We start from the raw sequence: 17,002 nt of genomic DNA, 5'->3' as shown, positions 1-17,002 counted from the left end.
CTCATGCGCTATTGGTCGGCGAATTCCTCGGAAATGACAAGTCTTGCGGTGTCCCATTCGATCACTGCCTGCTTGGTCATTGGGACCATAATGGTCTTCATGCCCTTAGCAGGCACCGGCTCAAGCGTGATTTCGATGATGTCGGTCGCGCCAAAGTTTTCGACAGCGGCAACAGTGCCAATTGGCGTGCCTGCGTCTGTCACCGCAGCAAGCCCCAACAGGTCAGCGTGATAATACTCACCAGTATCAAGAGCGGGCAAATCGTCACGCGGCACTTTCAAGGTGGTCCCGCGCAGTTTTTCGGCGTTGTTCCGGCCCGAAACTTCCGCGAAGCGCGCGATCGCACCGCCTTTGTTGTCAGAACGAATTTTCTTGAGGGTCAGTTCGCCTTCATTGAAGGTCTTATGTTCGCGAAGAGCATCAAGCCCCTCGCCCAGTAATTTGAGGCGAACCTCACCCGCGACACCGTGCGCGCCGGTGACCGCAGCAAGAACGATTAGTTCGTCAGACACAGTCTTTCCCGTTCGAATTGAACATATCGAGGCGCTGCGCTGCGACAGGCCCAAAACGAACGGGGTAAGACATGAAAGGGCTTAGCCTTCGCTTTTTTCTTCAGCAGCCGCTTCTTCGGTCGCAGCTTCTTCTGCAGGAGCTTCTTCCGCAGGTGTTTCTTCCGCAGGAGCTTCTTCAGCTGCTGGCTCTTCAGCCGGTGCTTCAGCAGCAGCTTTTGCAGCCTCTTCCGCTTCTTTCGCCGCTTCTTCGGCTTCTTTCAGCTTTTCAGCTTTTTCTTCAGCGCGCTCTTTGGCTTTTTCGCCCGGCTCTGCTTTGTTCGGGTTGTTGCGTGCTTCACGCTCAAGAATGCCAGCGGCATCAAAGAAACGGTGCACACGGTCTGAAGGCTTCGCGCCAACTGAAAGCCAGTGACGTGCACGGTCTTCGTCGACCTTCACGCGCTCAGGATTGTCTTTCGCGAGGAGCGGGTTGTATGTGCCGATCTGCTCGAGATATTTACCGTCACGTGGTGAACGCGAGTCAGAGACGACGATGCGGTAGTAAGGACGCTTTTTAGCACCACCGCGCGAAAGCCGGATTGCAACTGCCATTGTAGATTACCTTTCGAGTTATTCTGTCTGTATTCGTTTAAATTCGTTGAACTATTTTTGCGCTATTTCTTCTTGGGGCCACCAAGGCCGGGGAGACCGGGCGGGAGACCGCCCATTCCGCCACCGGGTCCGCCCATTCCGGGCATGCCGCCCATTCCAGGAGGCATTCCGCCACCCCCCCCGGGACCTCCGCCGCCAAACATGGCAGCAAGGCTCTTAAGGCCGCCCATTTTCTTCAATTGTTTCATTGCCTTGGACATTTCCTGATGCATTTTCAGGAGCTTGTTAACCGTCTGCACATCGGTGCCAGAACCGGCTGCAACGCGCTTTTTGCGCTTGGCATTCATCAGGCCGGGCGAAGTCCGCTCCTTAGCCGTCATGGAACTAATGATCGCATCCATATGCACGAGCACCTTGTCGTCCATATTGGACGCCGCCATCGCAGCCTTGGCTTTCTTCATGCCCGGCATCATGCCAGCAAGCATGCCAAGACCGCCCATATTCTGCATTTGCTTCAATTGCATACGCAGATCGTTAAGGTCGAACTTACCCTTCTCAAAGTTCTCAGCGAGCTGAGCAGCTTCTTCCTCTTTGATTGTCGCCGCCGCCTTTTCAACAAGGCTGACAACATCGCCCATGCCAAGAATGCGGTCTGCAACCGATGCCGGGCGGAACGTCTCAATCGCGTCGAGCTTTTCGCCGGTACCTGCAAATTTAATCGGCTTGCCGGTAACAGCGCGCATCGAAAGCGCCGCGCCGCCGCGCGCATCGCCGTCCATCCGGGTGAGGACCACACCAGTAAGCGGGACTTCGCCAGAGAAGCTTTGCGCGACGTTCACTGCGTCTTGCCCGGTAAGACTGTCAACTACGAGGAGCACTTCGGTAGGCGCTGAGACTTGGCTGACCGCCTTCATCTCGGCCATCAGCGCTTCGTCTACGTGAAGGCGGCCTGCTGTATCGAGTAGGAGGACGTCGAAGTTTTGGAGCTTTGCTGCGCCCATTGCGCGCCGAGCGATATCGACCGGCTGCTGACCATCGACAATTGGCAAGGTCGCTACATCAACCTGCTCGCCCAGCACCTTAAGCTGCTCTTGCGCCGCAGGACGGTTCACGTCGAGCGAGGCCATCATGGCCTTTTTGCCGTGGCGCTCTCGGATCAGCTTACCCAGCTTTGCGGTGGTCGTGGTCTTACCAGAACCCTGAAGACCCACCATCATGAAGACAACAGGGGGAGCAGCGTTGAAGTTTAGTTCTTCCCCCGATCCAACCTCGTCGTCGTCACCGGTAAGCATCGCAACAAGCTCATCATGGACGATTTTAACGACTTGCTGACCCGGAGTGACCGATTTCAGTACGTCTTGGCCGACGGCTTTTTCCGTCACCGCATCGATGAAACGGCGCGCCACAGGAAGCGCAACATCGGCCTCAAGCAGGGCAACACGCACTTCGCGCATGGCATCGCGCACGTCTTGCTCTTTAAGAGCGCCGCGCCCTTTGAGCTTGTCAAAGACGCCGCCTAAGCGATCGGACAAATTGTCAAACATCTTCAACTACTCCTCTCAGAACAACACAATGCCGCCTGATAAACGCGAAAAACGCCGGCGGACGAAACCTCGTCGGCCAGCGTGCGGAAATCCTCGACAGACGTCCGGCTTATGTATCTTTTTCGATGGTGGAGCCTAGCGGGATCGAACCGCTGACCTCAACACTGCCAGTGTTGCGCTCTCCCAGCTGAGCTAAGGCCCCATTTATCCATCGTATTGGCCCTATTAAAAATAAGACCATTCCTTGCCCTCGCAAGGGTGCGCTCCATTAAGACCGCCCCCCGCGAAACGCAAGTGCAAAATCAGCTATCGTCGCTGCCGTCGTCGTCTTTAGCAGCAGTGACACCCAGATCGTCGTCGCCGCCAAGGTCGACGTCGTTATCTGGAGAATCTTCTTCATCATCGATATTCTCGATGTCTTTGAGCTCATCATCTTCCTGATCGGCAAGATCAGTATCAGCTTCGCCAGCCTTCGCCTTTTTAGGATCGTCGATCGGAATTGGCTGTTTAGATTTGAGCACTGGCTCTGGATACCATTTGTGGCCATTGGGACTGGTCACAGGGTTATCATTGCCAAGATCATAAAAGCGTTCGCCGGTTTCCGGGCAAGTGCGCTTGGTTCCCCATTCGGGTTTAGGCATCTATTTGGTCCTTATCTGGTCCTGCATCAAAAGGCAGGTAGCAAACATGAGAAGGTCAGTTGGGCTTGGTTTGCACTGGAATCAAGTGCATTCGAATTAGATCCCTTGTTTGGGCGGGCGCGCCTTGCCATAGCCCCGTGCCGCTGTCAAAGACCTGCCCCAATATGCCAGCCCATACTTTTACCTCATCCGCCCCATTAACCGGCCGTTTGCGCGTGCCGGGCGATAAATCCATTAGCCACCGCGCGCTTATGTTTGCAGGTCTTGCCATTGGAGAAAGCCACGTCACTGGCCTTTTAGAAGGCGAAGACGTGCTCGCAACTGCTGCTGCGATGCGGCAATTGGGCGCACATATTGAACGCGAGGGCCAAGGCACTTGGATTATCAATGGCGTTGGTGTTGGAAGCCTGCTGGAACCGAAACAAGCGCTCGACATGGGCAACTCAGGTACTTCAACACGGTTAATGATGGGCCTTTTGGCGAGTCATCAGTTTAAAGCGACCTTCGTCGGCGATGCCAGCCTTTCAGGACGGCCGATGAATAGGGTCATCAATCCCCTTTCTCAAATGGGCGCGAGTTTCGAAAGCTCGAGCGGAGGAACTCTTCCCCTTATGATGCACGGCGCATTTCCCGCTGTGCCGATCACATACCGCCTTCCCGTGGCCAGCGCGCAGGTCAAAAGCGCAGTTTTACTCGCAGGGCTCAACACACCCGGCATCACCCGCGTGATCGAACCGGTTGCAACCCGTGACCATACAGAGCGCATGCTGACAGGCTTCGGCGCAAGACTCGAAGTAGGCGAAGAAAACGGTGAACGCGTGATTTCCATCCATGGCGAAGCCGACCTAAAGCCCATGGATGTGGTGGTCCCCGGAGACCCCTCCTCTGCCGCCTTCTTCTTAGTCGCCGCGAGCATTGTGCCGGGAAGCGATCTTGTGATCGAAAACGTGGGGCTTAATCCGACCCGTGCGGGGATAGTGACCGTGCTCAAACAAATGGGCGCGGACATTGAAGAACTGAACCCAAGGGATGTGGGCGGTGAACCTGTTGCGGACCTACGGGTGCGCCATGCCCCGCTAACCGGCATTGATGTGGACCCGGCCATCGTCCCCAGCATGGTGGACGAATTCCCCGTGCTTTTCGTTGCGGCCGCATATGCAAAGGGCACTACGCGCTGCACCGGGCTTGAGGAACTGCGAGTCAAGGAAAGTGATCGCATTGCCGTAATGGCCGCCGCCCTCACCGCAGCTGGTGCGCGGGTAGAGGAACAAGATGACGGCCTCACCATCCATGGCACCGGAGGCGATCCGCTCAGAGGCACCTCCAATGCCCGCGTCAAAACCCACCTCGACCACCGTATTGCCATGAGCATGGCTATCGCAGGTCTAGCCAGCAAAGATGGAGTTGACGTCGATGACACAGCGCCAATTGCCACCAGCTTCCCGTCATTCATGGAACTGCTCGAAGGAGCGGCACGGTAAATATGACCACCCCGCTCGATATCTACTCTTTTATAGGTTTCATCGGCACCGCCTGCATCATCGGCGCATATGCCTATTTGACATGGGTCAATGAGCCCAACCCCTTTATCCTCCACGGCACCAATCTGACAGGTGCCGCGCTGCTCACGGTGAGCCTTATGGTGCACACCAATTGGCCAAGCCTTGTGCTTGAGGGATTTTGGGCAGCGATTGCGATTTTCGGGATTGCAAAGGCACTGAAGAGTAGAAAGGCCGAAACATGATCATCGCCGTCGACGGCCCCACAGCTTCGGGCAAAGGTACAATCGCCAAGCGGCTCGCGGCACACCTGGGTGTCCCTTGCCTCGATACAGGGCTGCTTTACCGCGCAGTTGGACGGCAAGTGGCGATCAATGGCGGCAATCCCGATATTGCGGCCGATGCGCTTGCAGCCTGCAATTTCCCGGATAAATTGCTCGAAGACGAAATTCTTCGCACCGAAGAAAGTGGGAGTCTTGCAAGCCGCGCCTCTGTCCACCCAGAGGTGCGCGAAGCCCTGTTCAAGCGCCAACGCGCCTTTGCCGAACAACCCGGCGGAGCGGTTCTGGATGGGCGCGATATCGGGACCGTCATTGCGCCAGATGCCGATGTGAAACTTTTCATCACGGCGAGCGTCCAATCACGGGCACGACGCCGTTGGCTCGAGATGGTGGAGAAGAAACTCGACCACGAAGAGGAAATCCCACTCTCTGAGATTGAGAAAGACGTGGTTGCGCGCGACGCCCGCGATATCAACCGCAAAGACGCGCCGCTTAAGGCAGCACCAGACGCCTTGGTTATCGATACCACGACCTTTGATCGCGAAGCGGCATTTGAGATGGTCCTAGAGGCGGTTCAAGAGGCGCTCAATGAGCGCTAATTTCCCCAGTCATCCGAAAGATCTTCACTGCTTGCCTCACTGTCTGCCCAACCAGTAGTAGGATCAGTTTGCGGGGTGTCCGAATAGTCTGCTTCCGAGACAAAGCCATTGGCGATGTTGATCGGCAGTTCATTAAGGCGGGAATGAAGGGCGGCCACGTCGATTTCGCGCTGCTCAATGACGGCGGCAGCAAATTCACTTATATGAATTTTCGATGCTTGAGCCTTAAGTTTGCTCGCTTCGCTCTTTCTTTGGATGCACATCGGGACAATGCGACTTGAGGAATCGTCAATCTCCTGCACCCGCAATTTGCAGGCATGAGTGCCCTTTTCTGAGCTGTTGTATCTCACATCCACTCGGAACAAATCATTTTCGAGACCCACGATGGCAACTTTGCCTTCCTCCTTTGCTTCGGGGAGTTTGAAAGACCGTGCCGCGTTGTTCAGCGCAGCCATCGCGTCTGCTTTGGCGATTACATGAACATTTGGGTCATTTTCCCCGCAAGCGTTTGTGCCAAGCGCGCTCAGTCCAGCAATCGCAAACGTGCACATCCAATGTAACTTCATCGGCATCGTAATTCCTTATCGCCATAGCCAGCGCTTTTTGCTGGTCCACGCGCGTTAACAAGGCCATCGTTAGAATTCTCTTATCAAGGTCAATTTCCTTGCAATCATGCCCCTTTGCCGCTAGGCGCGCGCACGTTCCGGACATCGATAATGGTGAAAAGAACCTCTGCGGTTTGCATTCGGCTCCGTGGAGAGATCGGCCTCTTGCCCTGCTAGCCCCCGCAATGGTGCGTGGGAGGCAGTTTAAGACCTCCGGAAAAACCGGTGGCCGGTAGCAAACATAACCTGAAGGATTAGCCAAGACTTATGGCAACCTCACCCAACCCAACGCGCGACGATTTCGAAGCGCTCCTTAACGAACAACTCGGCGGTGCCGGCGATCAGGGCTTTGAAGGCCGCGTCGTCATGGGCACGATCACTGCAATCGAAGCAGGTCACGCCGTAATTGACGTAGGTCTTAAAAGTGAAGGCCGCGTCAATCTCAAAGAATTTTCACGCGGCGATGACGACCACGGCCTTGTAGTAGGCGGTGAAGTCGAAGTTTATGTCGACCGCGTAGAGAACGCTGACGGCGAAGCCATGCTCAGCCGCGACCGCGCACGCCGCGAAGCGGCTTGGGACAAGCTCGAAAACGAATTTGGCGAAGGCAAACGCGTCGAAGGCCGCATCTTTGGCCGCGTCAAAGGCGGCTTCACTGTCGACCTCGACGGCGCTGTTGCGTTCCTTCCCGGCTCACAAGTCGACATCCGCCCTGTGCGCGACGTCACACCGCTTATGGAAGTGCCTCAGCCGTTCCAAATCCTCAAAATGGACCGTCGCCGCGGCAACATCGTTGTATCGCGCCGTGCCGTTCTTGAAGAAACCCGCGCAGAACAGCGCAGCGAACTAATCAACGATCTGGCTGAAGGTCAGGTCATCGAGGGCGTGGTCAAGAACATCACCGATTACGGTGCGTTCGTTGACCTTGGCGGCATCGACGGCCTCCTCCACGTCACCGACATGAGCTACAAGCGCGTAAACCACCCAAGCGAAGTGATCGCCATTGGCGACACCGTGAAGGTTCAGATCGTGCGTATCAACGCCGATACACAGCGTATCAGCCTCGGCATGAAGCAGCTCGAAAGCGATCCATGGGACGGTGTTGCTGCGAAATACCCAATTGGCATGAAGCTGTCTGGTCACGTGACCAACATCACCGAATACGGCGCATTTGTTGAACTCGAAGCCGGTATCGAAGGTCTTGTCCACGTCTCTGAAATGAGCTGGACCAAGAAGAACGTTCACCCAGGCAAAATCGTCAGCACTTCGCAAGAAGTCGATGTGATGATCCTCGAAGTCGACAGCGACAAACGCCGTATTTCGCTCGGCCTTAAACAGGCTCAGCGCAATCCTTGGGAAGAGTTTGCAGAAACGCATCCAGTGGGCGCCGAAGTTGCTGGCGAAGTCAAAAACGCCACCGAGTTTGGTCTCTTCATCGGTCTCGATGGCGATGTCGATGGCATGGTCCACATGTCAGATATCGCATGGGGCATCTCGGGCGAAGACGCTCTGGCGCTTCACCGCAAGGGCGAAGAAGTCAAAGCGGTTGTTCTCGACGTTGATGTTGAGAAAGAACGCATCAGCCTCGGCATGAAGCAGCTTGAAAAAGGTGCACCTACCGAAGCAGGCGCAGCAGCAGCCGGTTCGCTCCGCAAGGGTCAGACCGTCACTGTCAGCGTTCTCGAAGTTCGCGATGGCGGCCTCGAAGTGCAAGTTGGCGACGACGGCGCAACCGGCTTCATCAAGCGCAGCGACCTTGGCCGTGACCGTGACGAGCAACGTCCTGACCGCTTCCAAGTTGGCAGCAAAGTCGACGCGATGGTCACAGGTTTCGACCGCTCGAAAAAACCAAACTTCTCGATCAAGGCGCGTCAAATCGCCGAAGAGAAAGAAGCAGTGCAGCAGTTCGGTTCATCCGATTCAGGTGCATCGCTTGGCGACATTCTCGGTGAAGCGCTCAAAGGCAAAGAAGACTAAGTCTTCTATCCTTTCGACAAATAAGAATGGCCCGCCCGCAGCAATGCAGGCGGGCCTTTTCTATTGGCGGCTGCACGGTTAGGATGGCATCCAAGAGAAGGATCCCAACGCAATGCTTGAAGTTCACCAGTTTCCCTGCCTGTCAGACAATTATGGCTATCTGCTGCATGATAGTGAAAGCGGCGAAACCGCCGCCATCGATACACCTGACGCGGACGAGTATCTGGAACAGGCCAAGGCCAAAGGCTGGACCATTACGCATATCTGGAACACCCATTGGCATCCCGATCACGCCGGCGGAAATGGCGATATTGCAAAGGCTGTCGGTGCGAAAATCGTCGCCCCGCAAGAGGTCGAAAAGCTCTCTTCGATCGATCAAGTGGTCAGCCATGGCGACACAGTCACCTTGGGCAGCCATACTGCGCAAGTTATTGATGTATCGGGTCACACCAACGGTCATGTGGCCTTCAATTTCCCAGACAGCGGCATCGCTTTCGTAGGAGACAGTGTGTTCGCGCTCGGCTGTGGCCGCATGTTCGAAGGCGAGCCCAAACAGTTCTGGGACAGTTTGCAACGGATTAAGGCGTTTTCAGAGGACACCGTTCTTTATTGCGCGCATGAATATACACAGGCCAATGCCGCCTTTGCCCTTCATGCTGACCCAGACAATCCAGAACTCCAAGCCTATGCCGCTGAAATCGAGGATAAGCGTTCTCGCGGGGAGTGGACGGTGCCCACCGTGCTGAAGCGGGAACTTGCGACCAATCCGTTCCTACGCGCTGACGATCCGGCGTTGCAGGCTCGATGGGGCGGAGACGCACCCCACGAGACATTTGCAGCCATTAGAGCGGGCAAGGACAACTTCTAGTCCCCCCATGCAGGCCTTACGCGTTGAATCGCTCTCCAAGGACCTAACAGGGGTTCAATTAGTCGATATGCGCGAGCCTGCCCGCGTACCCGGAGAAGTCCTGGTACGCGTCCGCGCTGCTTCTTTGAATTTTCCCGACCTGTTGATGACCAAAGGGGAGTATCAGTTCAAACCCGAGGTGCCTTTCACCTCTGGGCTCGAAATGGCGGGCGAGGTCATTGAGGCGGATGCAGAAAGCGGTTTTGCTCCCGGCGACAAGGTCATCGGCGGGAAGAAAACCGATGCCTTTGCCGAGGTCGCTAGCGTTCCTGTTCGCGGTCTCTCCCCGCTCCCAACCGGCCTTACATTCGCACAAGGCGCCGCCATGGGAGCGGCCTATCAAACCGCCTACACAGGGCTAATCGAGCTTTGTAATGTGCAGCCTGAACAATGGGTGCTGGTTCACGGTGCAAGCGGCGGTGTTGGCCTTGCTGCTTGTGATTTGGCGAAAGCCATGGGCGCGCGGGTTATTGCTGCAACCGGGGTTGCGGATAAACATGATGCCATCAAGGCTGCCGTCGCCCCAGATGCCGTCATCACCGCGGCAGGACGCTTTAGGGAGAGAGTAGCTGACCTGACAGGTGGCAAACTGTGCGACGTAGTCTTTGACCCGGTTGGCGGCGATGTATTCGACGAGTCCACACGCTGTGTGAGTTTTGCAGGAAAACTGGTTGTGGTGGGTTTCACCAGTGGACGCATCGCGGAAGTGGCGACCAATATACCGCTCATCAAAGGCTTCTCTATCGTGGGCCTTCGCGCAGGCGAATATGCCCGCCGTTTTCCAGAGCGAGGAGCGGCCATCAACCAAGCGGTCGCTCAGCTTGCGGCTTCTGGAAAAGTCACACCAACCATCGATCGCATCCTGCCCCTTTCCAATTGGCAAGAGGGTTTCGACGCGATGGCCGCGCGTGCGCTTATTGGCAAGGTGGTGTTTGTGCCGGGTAGCTAAGCGGCGCTCAAACAAAAAAGGCGGCCCAATCGAGCCGCCTCTTCAAATTTCTGGTTGTGACAATCGGACTTAAAGCGAACCGATGACCTCATCCGCGAGCGCCTTGTCCGCATCCCCGCTATGCTTGTCTGCGATCAGCTTACGCGATGCAACAGATGCGGCATCAACAGCCGTAGCCCGAACACCCGCAATCGCATCACGCTCAGCCGCTGCGATTTTGTCTTCGGCCATGCGCTTGCGGCGAGCAACCATGGTTTCGCTATCGGCCGCCGCTTTTTCAAGGATCGCGTCCGCTTCACGCTGAGCGCCTTCCATCATTGCTTCGGCGTCTTTCTCAGCGCCGGCAATCTTGGATGCGTATTCGTCGCGAAGCTTCTCTGCCTCGATACGAAGATTCTTAGCCTCATCAAGCTGGGCTTTGATCTCAGCGATTTTCTTGTCGAGCCCACCAGTGATGAGTGATGGAATTTTCTTCCAAAGCATCACAGCGATAAGCACCGCCATAGAAAGGCTGACCCACTGATAATCCTGCAAGCCGAATGCCGAAGGGCCTTCGCCCGCTGCGATCATGAGAGAAATGAGATTAGGCATCAGAAAGCGCCTTCTTCACAACAGAGCGAACGCTCCGCTTGTCAACTTTGGTTCCTGCAAGCCGTGAGACGATGTCTTGAGCCGCCTCAACAGCAACGTCTTCGACCTCTGCCATTGCACTATCACGCGCAGCAGCAATTTCGGCCTCGGCCTTCTCGATCTTGGTGTCGAGACGCTTTTGCGCCGCGGCCAGTTTCTTCTCAGAAGCCGCTGCCGCCTTAGCTTTCGCTTCAGCAATCAGGTTCTGCGCAGAAGCCCGGTTTGCGTTCTCACGCTCACGCCAGGCTTCTTCTTGGCTGTCCGCCGCATCACGGGCACCTTGCGCGGCGGCAAGGTCGTCTGCGATCTGCTTATCGCGCAGCTCAACCGTGCCCATCACCTTGGGCACCATACCGCGGCCGATAAGGAAGAAGGTTATGCCAAAGAACACCAGCAGCCAGAATATCTGGCTGGAATAGGTATCCATAAGTTGGGCTATTTGAGGCATTGGTTAGGCCTTCGCCAAGAGCAAGTTGATAAAACACCTCCACGCAGGGCAGATTCAAGAAACCTGCCTTGCGTGTAGGAATTGTTCAGAATTAAGCGACGAAGATCAGGATCATCGCAACGACGAACGCCAGCAGGCCGAGAAGCTCAGCTGCGGCGAAGCCGATGAACAGGCGGCCTTGTTGGCCGTCTGCAGCGCCTGGGTTACGAAGAGCGCTCTCAAGGAACGAACCGAAGACGTTACCCACACCGATCGCGGCCATACCGGCACCGATTGCTGCGAGACCTGCGCCGATGAGCTTGGCTGCTTCTGCTTCCATTGTAAAAACTCCTTAAATTCAATCTATTGTAAGTGGATTAGTGAAAATCAGTGAAGGTGCTCTGCATCATTGATGTAAAGCGAGGTCAGCAATGCAAAGACGTAAGCCTGAATGCCTGCCACCAGAATTTCGAGTGCTGAGATGCCGATCATCAAAATAAAGCTCGGCGCGCTGACCAATAGGCCAAAACCCACACCTGCATTGATGCCGTCCATCACAAAGCTGGAAAGAACCTTCAAAAGGACGTGCCCTGCCATCATCGCAACAAAGAGACGCAGCGCGAGGCTGAACGGACGCACGAGGAATGAAATCAACTCGATCGGGAAAATGATCGGGATCATCGGCAGCGGCGTACCGTGGGGTACGAACAGGGTGAAGAACTTGATACCGTGCTTCCAAAAGCCAACAATCAGCACAATTGAGAAACTGATTACAGCGAGCACGCCGGTCACGGTGAAGTGACTGGTGAATGTGAAGGGATGAGCCCCAAACAAACCAACCGGCAAAAGGCCCAGCAGGTTACCAAAAAGGATAAACATGAAAAGGCTGAAAATATAAGGGAGGTATTTACGCCCCGCTTTACCGATATTTGCCTCAAGCATATCATCGATAAAGCCGGTGAATGTCTCCACCGCCATCTGCCACCGGCCCGGCACCAACTCGCGCTTCATACCAACAAAGATGAACGCCCAAAGCAGCACTGTGGTGATAGCCATCCACAAGGCTGAATTGGTAAACGCGATGTTGTATCCGGCAATTTCCCAAACGTCTGAACCAAACAACGGTTCAATCTGGAATTGCTTCATCGGATCGACTTTGCCTTCTTCGGCTGCCACGATCGTGTGTATCCCTGGTACCAGTAAAAACGCGGTCCCGTTCACAAAGATTCGTCAGAATCTTTCGAGGCCTTGTTTGCCGCAACGATTATGTTCCTGAAGGCAACGCCTATTCCGAGGAACAAGCCTACCAACAGACCCCATGGCACTGTGCTGAATATGGCATCAAACGCATATCCAATCACACAGCCTCCAAGGATTCCACCGATTAAATCCGCTAGCACTCGGTTGCCGCTACGATAATTCGCATCGGCCCCTTTGACTTGCGATTGGGTGCGTTCCTCTTCGCGCTCTTTCGCAGCTTTGAGCCGCGCTTCGAGCGCATCAATTCGCGCATCCTCAACGATGGGTTCTTGGGCGGGTTTATCCTCGCTCATGCGAGCCTCCTATTAGGGATGCAGGTGCGCGAGCGAAGACCAGTGCCCGCCAAGGGCGAGTGCCCCCTAGAAGAGGGCGATTCTTGAGTCAATGGTGCGCTGCGATAGTTTCCGCAAGCCCGTGGCAATTCTTGCCCGTTTATGGACAGATGGGGAGGCGTTCTGGCTGAGCGTCAGTGCGCGTTTTCCAGCTACCATCGGGGGCTTGATATTTTTCACCTGGAACTGTGCGAGCAATCGCCTGACACCCGGCGGTCGTCGCATATTGCTCAACTGTCGCGCTATTTTCTCGTGCTTTGCGAGTGTAAACAGTGCGCCGCTTGATATTGATATCATTCACCATGTCTTGCAGCCCAGGCGTCGCCTGGCCAACAACACCAAGATAACCGTCGAGCTGCTCACCCACGGTTCCGCTTGCACGCGCTGCTGCGTAGGCGGGGTCGCGCTGTGCCATGGCCGGAGCGGCAAAAGCAGACATCACGACCAGACCTGCCACTGGGCCCGCAATAACGGCCAGAATGGTTTTACGTATCGAAGTCTTTGGGGTCAGGGTCATCTCATTTCCTCCTATCGTCTAAATCGGTCGTTCACAGACCGATCAGAAGATATCTGCATTCTCATCAATCGTATTGCTGGCATCTTCTGCCAACCGGTAAAGCACTTCAGCCCGGATGTTGACGTTTAGCTCAATCACGATGGGTTCTTCTGGCGCAGCGACGTTGATACATCCGCTCAGCCCTAAGATCCCCGCGCAAACAAGACCAGTTTGCAATATCCTTTTGTTCATTCTCGCTCCCCGGCCTGCGTTGCGCCTTTCTCTGGCATTGCCGCCCACGGAGGTCAATTTCAGGTGTGTCATAGCTCGGAATCGCTTTCTGGAGGTTGAACAAAGGGTTCATTGCGGCGTTCAGCTTCGCCCGGTGTGATTATGGGAACGGGTGTTTGGGGAACAGGAGTTTGGGAAACAGGCCCGTCGTTTCCGCGCGGCACAATGCTTTGACCTTCGATTTGGAACAGGCCCTGATCGACCGGATCGCCAAAAACTGTGGGATCAAACAATCCGCGGACAATTGTGGCAAGCAGATAGAAGTTTTCTGAACGCACATTGATTTTAAAGCGGATGGGCAATTCAGCGAGTTGGCGCGTTATAAAGTTCTGATTTGTTCCTTCGCCCTGTCGTACCCCGTCAATGTTGAAATTGGTCAGGATTTCGCCTGCCAGATTGCCGTTCAATTCAATGCTCATCTGATTGTAATCGAGTGAACGAAGGGTCTGGAAGGCGTAATTGCCCATTGCGCCTAGGTCTTCATAGCTAAGTTCACCAACGTACGAAACATTGCCGCCCGGTGACCGTGAGATCAGCAATCCGCCATCGATGGTACCATTGCCTTGCGCGTCAAAGATGATGGGGATGGTCCCGTCAAACTCGCCCGTCGCCCCAAGGTTGGTGAGCTCCATTTGTGTGACAAACGTCGCTGCGTCCAACGCAACAATCTCAAAGATGTAGCTCTGCCCCTTGCCGCCTCCATAATCGAGCTTCACGGGCCGGAGGATCAACTCACCACCCATGAACGGCCAACGACCATCTTCCACGGTGATAAGTGTGCCATTCTCAACCGAATAGACGACGCGTCCGTCCAATACTTCTACGCCAGAGTTCACCGATTCAATGGTGGCGACTTGGGAAGGCGCGGTGGTCAGGTTGATCAAATCGGTAAACTCGATCGTTCCCTTAACTCCGCGCACAGGGCCAAAAGCAGCGGCAAAGTCAAACCCATCAGACGAAAACGCACCGCTGCTGGTTAGCTCTTCACCTTCCCACGTTACAGCCCCGCGACCTTTGACCTCGCCATTAACAAAGGCGATCACACCTCTTGTCAAAGACGTCAGCTCTTCCGGTTGGAAACCTTCATCGAATTTGATGCCCGGTACCGTGAAATCTGCACGCCCTTTGGCCGATGCAAGGTCGTGGCCGATCACCACATCTGCCAGTTTGCGCCCGCTCCACGGATTTTCCATCCCGATCGTGGCTCGGACCACGCCATCAACAAAGTCAAGCCTGCCGCCTGTGCCTCTTATCGGTTCAAATCGCGCGGGCTCCACACTTCCGGAAGGTTGCCGATCAGAAAGCGTAAAGGCTCCCTCTGAAACCTGCCAAGCATCGTTCGCATATTTCCATTGTCCCGTCAGATCGGTGAGATCGACCGAAGCGGCTCCAAGGATCGCGCTTCCTCCGGCAAAACCGCCTTCAAATCCGCCAGAGAAACTCCCATCAAAACTATCAAATGCCAGGCGCATGGTTTCTTCGCCAACGCCAAGTGTTGCCTCTACCCCTTCAACGCTAAACCCACCCGGATAGTGCAAGGCCGCACTGTCAATTGTTATGCCGGCAGGGCTCTCTCCATATTGTCCCGACAGCGACACGTCATTCATTCTGGCCTCGACCTTGAGTTCACGGTCGTAAATCACAAGTGATTTGCCCGCACTTGTGCAGATCGACAGGTTTTCGTTCCTGATTGCAAAGTCATAGACTTCCAGGGCAGTAAACTTGGCATCAAGGCATCTTGATCCAAGCCTGAGACCAGAACCCCTTGACCAACCACCATCAACTGAAAGGGCCAACCCCCGAACATTGCCCCCTGGAATTGCACCGTCGGCCTGAATAATGCCGGAAAAGCCAACACGGCCTGCAATATCTTGCCGTGCTTCCAGACGAGGAATCGATATTGCATCGCCGCCTTCCCGGTATTCTGCCATGGTCATGCGCAAGGTGGTGGAACCGGCATCCGCTTGCTGAAACCTTGCATTGATGCGGGGAAGACCAGCGCCTCCTGTAAGGATGTTCCCGACAAGCCGCTCTGGCTGATCGTTGTTGGCACCGGCGTAATTGATCCGAGACAGGGCAAACAATGTTTCACCGCTCGGACTGCGCAGCCGCGCCTCTGGGATCACCAGTCGCAGGCTATCTGGTTGAGTTCGCAGCGAAACGTCGCCTGCAAAAGAACTGCCTGTCACAGCGACTGCAAACGCATCCTCAAACTTACCAAGCAATGTTCCAGCAAAGGTGCCCGCGGTCGCAAGGTGAGCTTGCGACGAAGCAGCTCCTTGGAGGAGAGCCTGCGCATTCACACCGCGGCCACTGAACCTTGCCGTCCAATCATTCCGGGCGAAACTTTCGCGGCTTCGGAATGTGCCTTGCGTGCCGACCTCTTGTGCATTGGCGTAGTCCGTAACAAGCCCTTCCCCGTTAAGGTCGTGACGCAAACTAAGCTCACCGCCAAAACGCCAAGCGACATTCGCGCTTCCACCTAGTCTAGAGAGCATCGCACCCGGCCCCGACAAGCCTGAGGCAGACAGAGCCATGTCACCTTCAACTGACTCAAAACCTTCGGAGAGGGTCAGCCTCATTCCGATGTCTGCGGCTTCAATCAAAGACCCCTCGCAGTCAATATCGCGCGTCCGCAGCGGCCCATCAAAGCTCAACCGCCCATCCGCACTTGTCACGTCGCCATAGAGCGTCAGCGCATCAGCCTTGCACGTTTGAATACCGATACCCGGCGCGGTCGCCGCAAGCTTGCCAGCAAAACCATCATCAAGTCGCCCCTCACCCTCGAGCTTGGCTCCGATGTCGCCATAATCAGTCTGCAACAACGCCCGGCCATCTGTTATCCTAAGATTGAGCGCCGGAAGCCCCGCTGGTTCATCGCTCTCGGCAAAGATAATTGGGTTTAAACTTCCAAAACTCAGCGCGTTCTCACGGAACGAGCCGAAAAGCCGCGCGCCCACCAATTCAACTTGACCGATTTCAGGGGGGCCGTACGTGTACGAGATGTCAAGCGTCACTCGCTTGGCTGTAAGGTCAGGACTTGCTGGGTCACCTACCACCAAATTCTTGATCACTTGGCGCCGTGTTCCGATATCTTCGATCTCGTATGACGCCTGCAACCCATATTGGGTGAGTGTGTCATCAATTAGGTCGCCTGCGATCTGTTCCCGATTATACCACGCAAGGGCCCCTGCCAGAACAATCAGCACGGCAAGCACAAGACTGACGCGCCAGCGCCACCGTTCAGGCCACAGCCGACGCCGCGCGGCGCCTTTTAAATCAGGCAAGTCAGTTTCAGGTTTTACCTCTGGCATTAATCACATCACTTGCGCGTCTCGCCTTCAAAGGCAATGATGGGTTCAAGTAAAATAGTGTGTGAGGCAAGATTGCCCCAATCTGAAGACGGGTTTGACTTTGGTGAAGATGGTGCAGGTGACACTGCGTCCACTTCGGCTGGTAGC

The 17,002-nt window shown here is 55.3% G+C and carries 19 protein-coding genes and 1 tRNA gene; 6 read left to right on the top strand and 14 right to left on the bottom strand.

Annotated elements, in window-relative coordinates; genetic code table 11:
• Positions 1-8: 8 nt before the first annotated feature.
• The 5 genes from rimM to ABJ205_RS14140 all read right to left on the bottom strand — a co-directional run bounded on the left by rimM (position 9) and on the right by ABJ205_RS14140 (position 3,288).
• Positions 9-512 carry a ribosome maturation factor RimM gene (gene rimM / locus ABJ205_RS14160; protein WP_348156585.1) on the bottom strand — a complete coding sequence of 168 codons (504 nt, stop codon included), beginning with the start codon at positions 510-512 and terminating at the stop codon, positions 9-11.
• A gap of 81 nt (positions 513-593) precedes the next feature.
• Positions 594-1,103, bottom strand: a complete 510-nt coding sequence (gene rpsP, locus ABJ205_RS14155) for a 30S ribosomal protein S16 (RefSeq protein WP_348156587.1) — start codon at positions 1,101-1,103, stop codon at positions 594-596.
• Between the two features lie 62 nt (positions 1,104-1,165).
• A complete protein-coding gene (ffh, locus tag ABJ205_RS14150; protein ID WP_348156590.1) occupies positions 1,166-2,647 on the bottom strand; it encodes a signal recognition particle protein in 1,482 nt (493 codons plus the stop codon).
• 126 nt (positions 2,648-2,773) lie between these two features.
• A tRNA-Ala gene (locus ABJ205_RS14145) sits at positions 2,774-2,849 on the bottom strand.
• A 100-nt stretch (positions 2,850-2,949) separates the two neighbouring features.
• Positions 2,950-3,288 (bottom strand): TIGR02300 family protein, encoded by a 339-nt coding sequence (locus ABJ205_RS14140; RefSeq protein ID WP_348156593.1) that lies wholly within the window; start codon positions 3,286-3,288, stop codon positions 2,950-2,952.
• A 164-nt stretch (positions 3,289-3,452) separates the two neighbouring features.
• Here ABJ205_RS14140 and aroA point away from each other — a divergent pair, with 164 nt between their 5' ends.
• Genes aroA through ABJ205_RS14125 form a run of 3 tightly spaced genes read left to right on the top strand, consistent with a single transcriptional unit; the run spans position 3,453 to position 5,667 of the window.
• Positions 3,453-4,769: a 3-phosphoshikimate 1-carboxyvinyltransferase gene (gene aroA / locus ABJ205_RS14135; protein ID WP_348156595.1), complete on the top strand. Its 1,317-nt coding sequence runs from the start codon at positions 3,453-3,455 to the stop codon at positions 4,767-4,769.
• A 2-nt stretch (positions 4,770-4,771) separates the two neighbouring features.
• On the top strand, positions 4,772-5,032 hold the full coding sequence (locus ABJ205_RS14130) for a permease (protein WP_348156598.1): 261 nt from the start codon (positions 4,772-4,774) through the stop codon (positions 5,030-5,032).
• Positions 5,029-5,667, top strand: a complete 639-nt coding sequence (locus tag ABJ205_RS14125; RefSeq protein ID WP_348156601.1) for a d(CMP) kinase — start codon at positions 5,029-5,031, stop codon at positions 5,665-5,667. The genes ABJ205_RS14130 and ABJ205_RS14125 overlap by 4 nt, the downstream gene beginning before the upstream one ends.
• On the opposite strand, the gene ABJ205_RS14120 is transcribed toward ABJ205_RS14125, so the two are convergent.
• Entirely contained in the window at positions 5,664-6,122 is a 459-nt protein-coding gene (locus tag ABJ205_RS14120) for a hypothetical protein (protein WP_348510070.1), read from the bottom strand. The genes ABJ205_RS14125 and ABJ205_RS14120 overlap by 4 nt on opposite strands.
• 417 nt (positions 6,123-6,539) lie before the next feature.
• On the opposite strand from ABJ205_RS14120, the gene rpsA reads away from it, so the two are divergent.
• The 3 genes from rpsA to ABJ205_RS14105 all read left to right on the top strand — a co-directional run bounded on the left by rpsA (position 6,540) and on the right by ABJ205_RS14105 (position 10,105).
• Positions 6,540-8,249, top strand: a complete 1,710-nt coding sequence (rpsA, locus tag ABJ205_RS14115) for a 30S ribosomal protein S1 (RefSeq protein WP_348156606.1) — start codon at positions 6,540-6,542, stop codon at positions 8,247-8,249.
• A gap of 112 nt (positions 8,250-8,361) precedes the next feature.
• Entirely contained in the window at positions 8,362-9,117 is a 756-nt protein-coding gene (gene gloB, locus ABJ205_RS14110; RefSeq protein WP_348156608.1) for a hydroxyacylglutathione hydrolase, read from the top strand.
• A gap of 67 nt (positions 9,118-9,184) precedes the next feature.
• Positions 9,185-10,105 carry an NADPH:quinone oxidoreductase family protein gene (locus ABJ205_RS14105; protein WP_348156611.1) on the top strand — a complete coding sequence of 307 codons (921 nt, stop codon included), beginning with the start codon at positions 9,185-9,187 and terminating at the stop codon, positions 10,103-10,105.
• 69 nt (positions 10,106-10,174) lie between these two features.
• Here ABJ205_RS14105 and ABJ205_RS14100 read toward each other — a convergent pair whose 3' ends face one another.
• The 8 genes from ABJ205_RS14100 to ABJ205_RS14065 form a co-directional block, all read right to left on the bottom strand.
• Positions 10,175-10,696 (bottom strand): hypothetical protein, encoded by a 522-nt coding sequence (locus ABJ205_RS14100; protein WP_348156613.1) that lies wholly within the window; start codon positions 10,694-10,696, stop codon positions 10,175-10,177.
• On the bottom strand, positions 10,689-11,183 hold the full coding sequence (locus tag ABJ205_RS14095) for an ATPase (protein WP_348156615.1): 495 nt from the start codon (positions 11,181-11,183) through the stop codon (positions 10,689-10,691). Before ABJ205_RS14095 ends, ABJ205_RS14100 begins: the two co-directional genes overlap by 8 nt.
• Positions 11,184-11,274: 91 nt before the next feature.
• Positions 11,275-11,502 (bottom strand): F0F1 ATP synthase subunit C, encoded by a 228-nt coding sequence (locus tag ABJ205_RS14090; RefSeq protein ID WP_324262799.1) that lies wholly within the window; start codon positions 11,500-11,502, stop codon positions 11,275-11,277.
• Positions 11,503-11,549: 47 nt separating this feature from the next.
• Positions 11,550-12,308: a F0F1 ATP synthase subunit A gene (locus ABJ205_RS14085; protein WP_348156777.1), complete on the bottom strand. Its 759-nt coding sequence runs from the start codon at positions 12,306-12,308 to the stop codon at positions 11,550-11,552.
• 71 nt (positions 12,309-12,379) lie between these two features.
• Positions 12,380-12,715: an AtpZ/AtpI family protein gene (locus tag ABJ205_RS14080; RefSeq protein WP_348156617.1), complete on the bottom strand. Its 336-nt coding sequence runs from the start codon at positions 12,713-12,715 to the stop codon at positions 12,380-12,382.
• A 139-nt stretch (positions 12,716-12,854) separates the two neighbouring features.
• A complete protein-coding gene (locus ABJ205_RS14075; protein WP_348156780.1) occupies positions 12,855-13,193 on the bottom strand; it encodes a YdbL family protein in 339 nt (112 codons plus the stop codon).
• A 120-nt stretch (positions 13,194-13,313) separates the two neighbouring features.
• A complete protein-coding gene (locus ABJ205_RS14070) occupies positions 13,314-13,502 on the bottom strand; it encodes a YnbE family lipoprotein (protein ID WP_348156618.1) in 189 nt (62 codons plus the stop codon).
• A 68-nt stretch (positions 13,503-13,570) separates the two neighbouring features.
• Positions 13,571-16,855, bottom strand: coding sequence for a YdbH domain-containing protein (locus ABJ205_RS14065; RefSeq protein ID WP_348156621.1), 3,285 nt, complete (start codon positions 16,853-16,855; stop codon positions 13,571-13,573).
• Positions 16,856-17,002 lie beyond the last annotated feature (147 nt).

The organism is Erythrobacter sp. (assembly GCF_039988855.1).
Lineage (GTDB): Bacteria > Pseudomonadota > Alphaproteobacteria > Sphingomonadales > Sphingomonadaceae > Erythrobacter.
Note: the sequence above shows the minus strand (reverse complement) of the source record. Positions and strands in the feature narration are given on the sequence as shown.

Excerpts from the sequence above, each read along its gene's own strand:
- rpsP (WP_348156587.1), bottom strand. The coding sequence starts at position 1,103 with ATGGCAGTTGCAATCCGGCTTTCGCGCGGTGGTGCTAAAAAGCGTCCT.
- ffh (WP_348156590.1), bottom strand. The coding sequence starts at position 2,647 with ATGTTTGACAATTTGTCCGATCGCTTAGGCGGCGTCTTTGACAAGCTC.
- ABJ205_RS14140 (WP_348156593.1), bottom strand. The coding sequence starts at position 3,288 with ATGCCTAAACCCGAATGGGGAACCAAGCGCACTTGCCCGGAAACCGGC.
- aroA (WP_348156595.1), top strand. The coding sequence starts at position 3,453 with ATGCCAGCCCATACTTTTACCTCATCCGCCCCATTAACCGGCCGTTTG.
- ABJ205_RS14130 (WP_348156598.1), top strand. The coding sequence starts at position 4,772 with ATGACCACCCCGCTCGATATCTACTCTTTTATAGGTTTCATCGGCACC.
- ABJ205_RS14125 (WP_348156601.1), top strand. The coding sequence starts at position 5,029 with ATGATCATCGCCGTCGACGGCCCCACAGCTTCGGGCAAAGGTACAATC.
- ABJ205_RS14120 (WP_348510070.1), bottom strand. The coding sequence starts at position 6,122 with ATGGCTGCGCTGAACAACGCGGCACGGTCTTTCAAACTCCCCGAAGCA.
- rpsA (WP_348156606.1), top strand. The coding sequence starts at position 6,540 with ATGGCAACCTCACCCAACCCAACGCGCGACGATTTCGAAGCGCTCCTT.
- gloB (WP_348156608.1), top strand. The coding sequence starts at position 8,362 with ATGCTTGAAGTTCACCAGTTTCCCTGCCTGTCAGACAATTATGGCTAT.
- ABJ205_RS14105 (WP_348156611.1), top strand. The coding sequence starts at position 9,185 with ATGCGCGAGCCTGCCCGCGTACCCGGAGAAGTCCTGGTACGCGTCCGC.
- ABJ205_RS14100 (WP_348156613.1), bottom strand. The coding sequence starts at position 10,696 with ATGCCTAATCTCATTTCTCTCATGATCGCAGCGGGCGAAGGCCCTTCG.
- ABJ205_RS14095 (WP_348156615.1), bottom strand. The coding sequence starts at position 11,183 with ATGCCTCAAATAGCCCAACTTATGGATACCTATTCCAGCCAGATATTC.
- ABJ205_RS14090 (WP_324262799.1), bottom strand. The coding sequence starts at position 11,502 with ATGGAAGCAGAAGCAGCCAAGCTCATCGGCGCAGGTCTCGCAGCAATC.
- ABJ205_RS14085 (WP_348156777.1), bottom strand. The coding sequence starts at position 12,308 with ATGAAGCAATTCCAGATTGAACCGTTGTTTGGTTCAGACGTTTGGGAA.
- ABJ205_RS14080 (WP_348156617.1), bottom strand. The coding sequence starts at position 12,715 with ATGAGCGAGGATAAACCCGCCCAAGAACCCATCGTTGAGGATGCGCGA.
- ABJ205_RS14075 (WP_348156780.1), bottom strand. The coding sequence starts at position 13,193 with ATGTCTGCTTTTGCCGCTCCGGCCATGGCACAGCGCGACCCCGCCTAC.
- ABJ205_RS14070 (WP_348156618.1), bottom strand. The coding sequence starts at position 13,502 with ATGAACAAAAGGATATTGCAAACTGGTCTTGTTTGCGCGGGGATCTTA.
- ABJ205_RS14065 (WP_348156621.1), bottom strand. The coding sequence starts at position 16,855 with ATGCCAGAGGTAAAACCTGAAACTGACTTGCCTGATTTAAAAGGCGCC.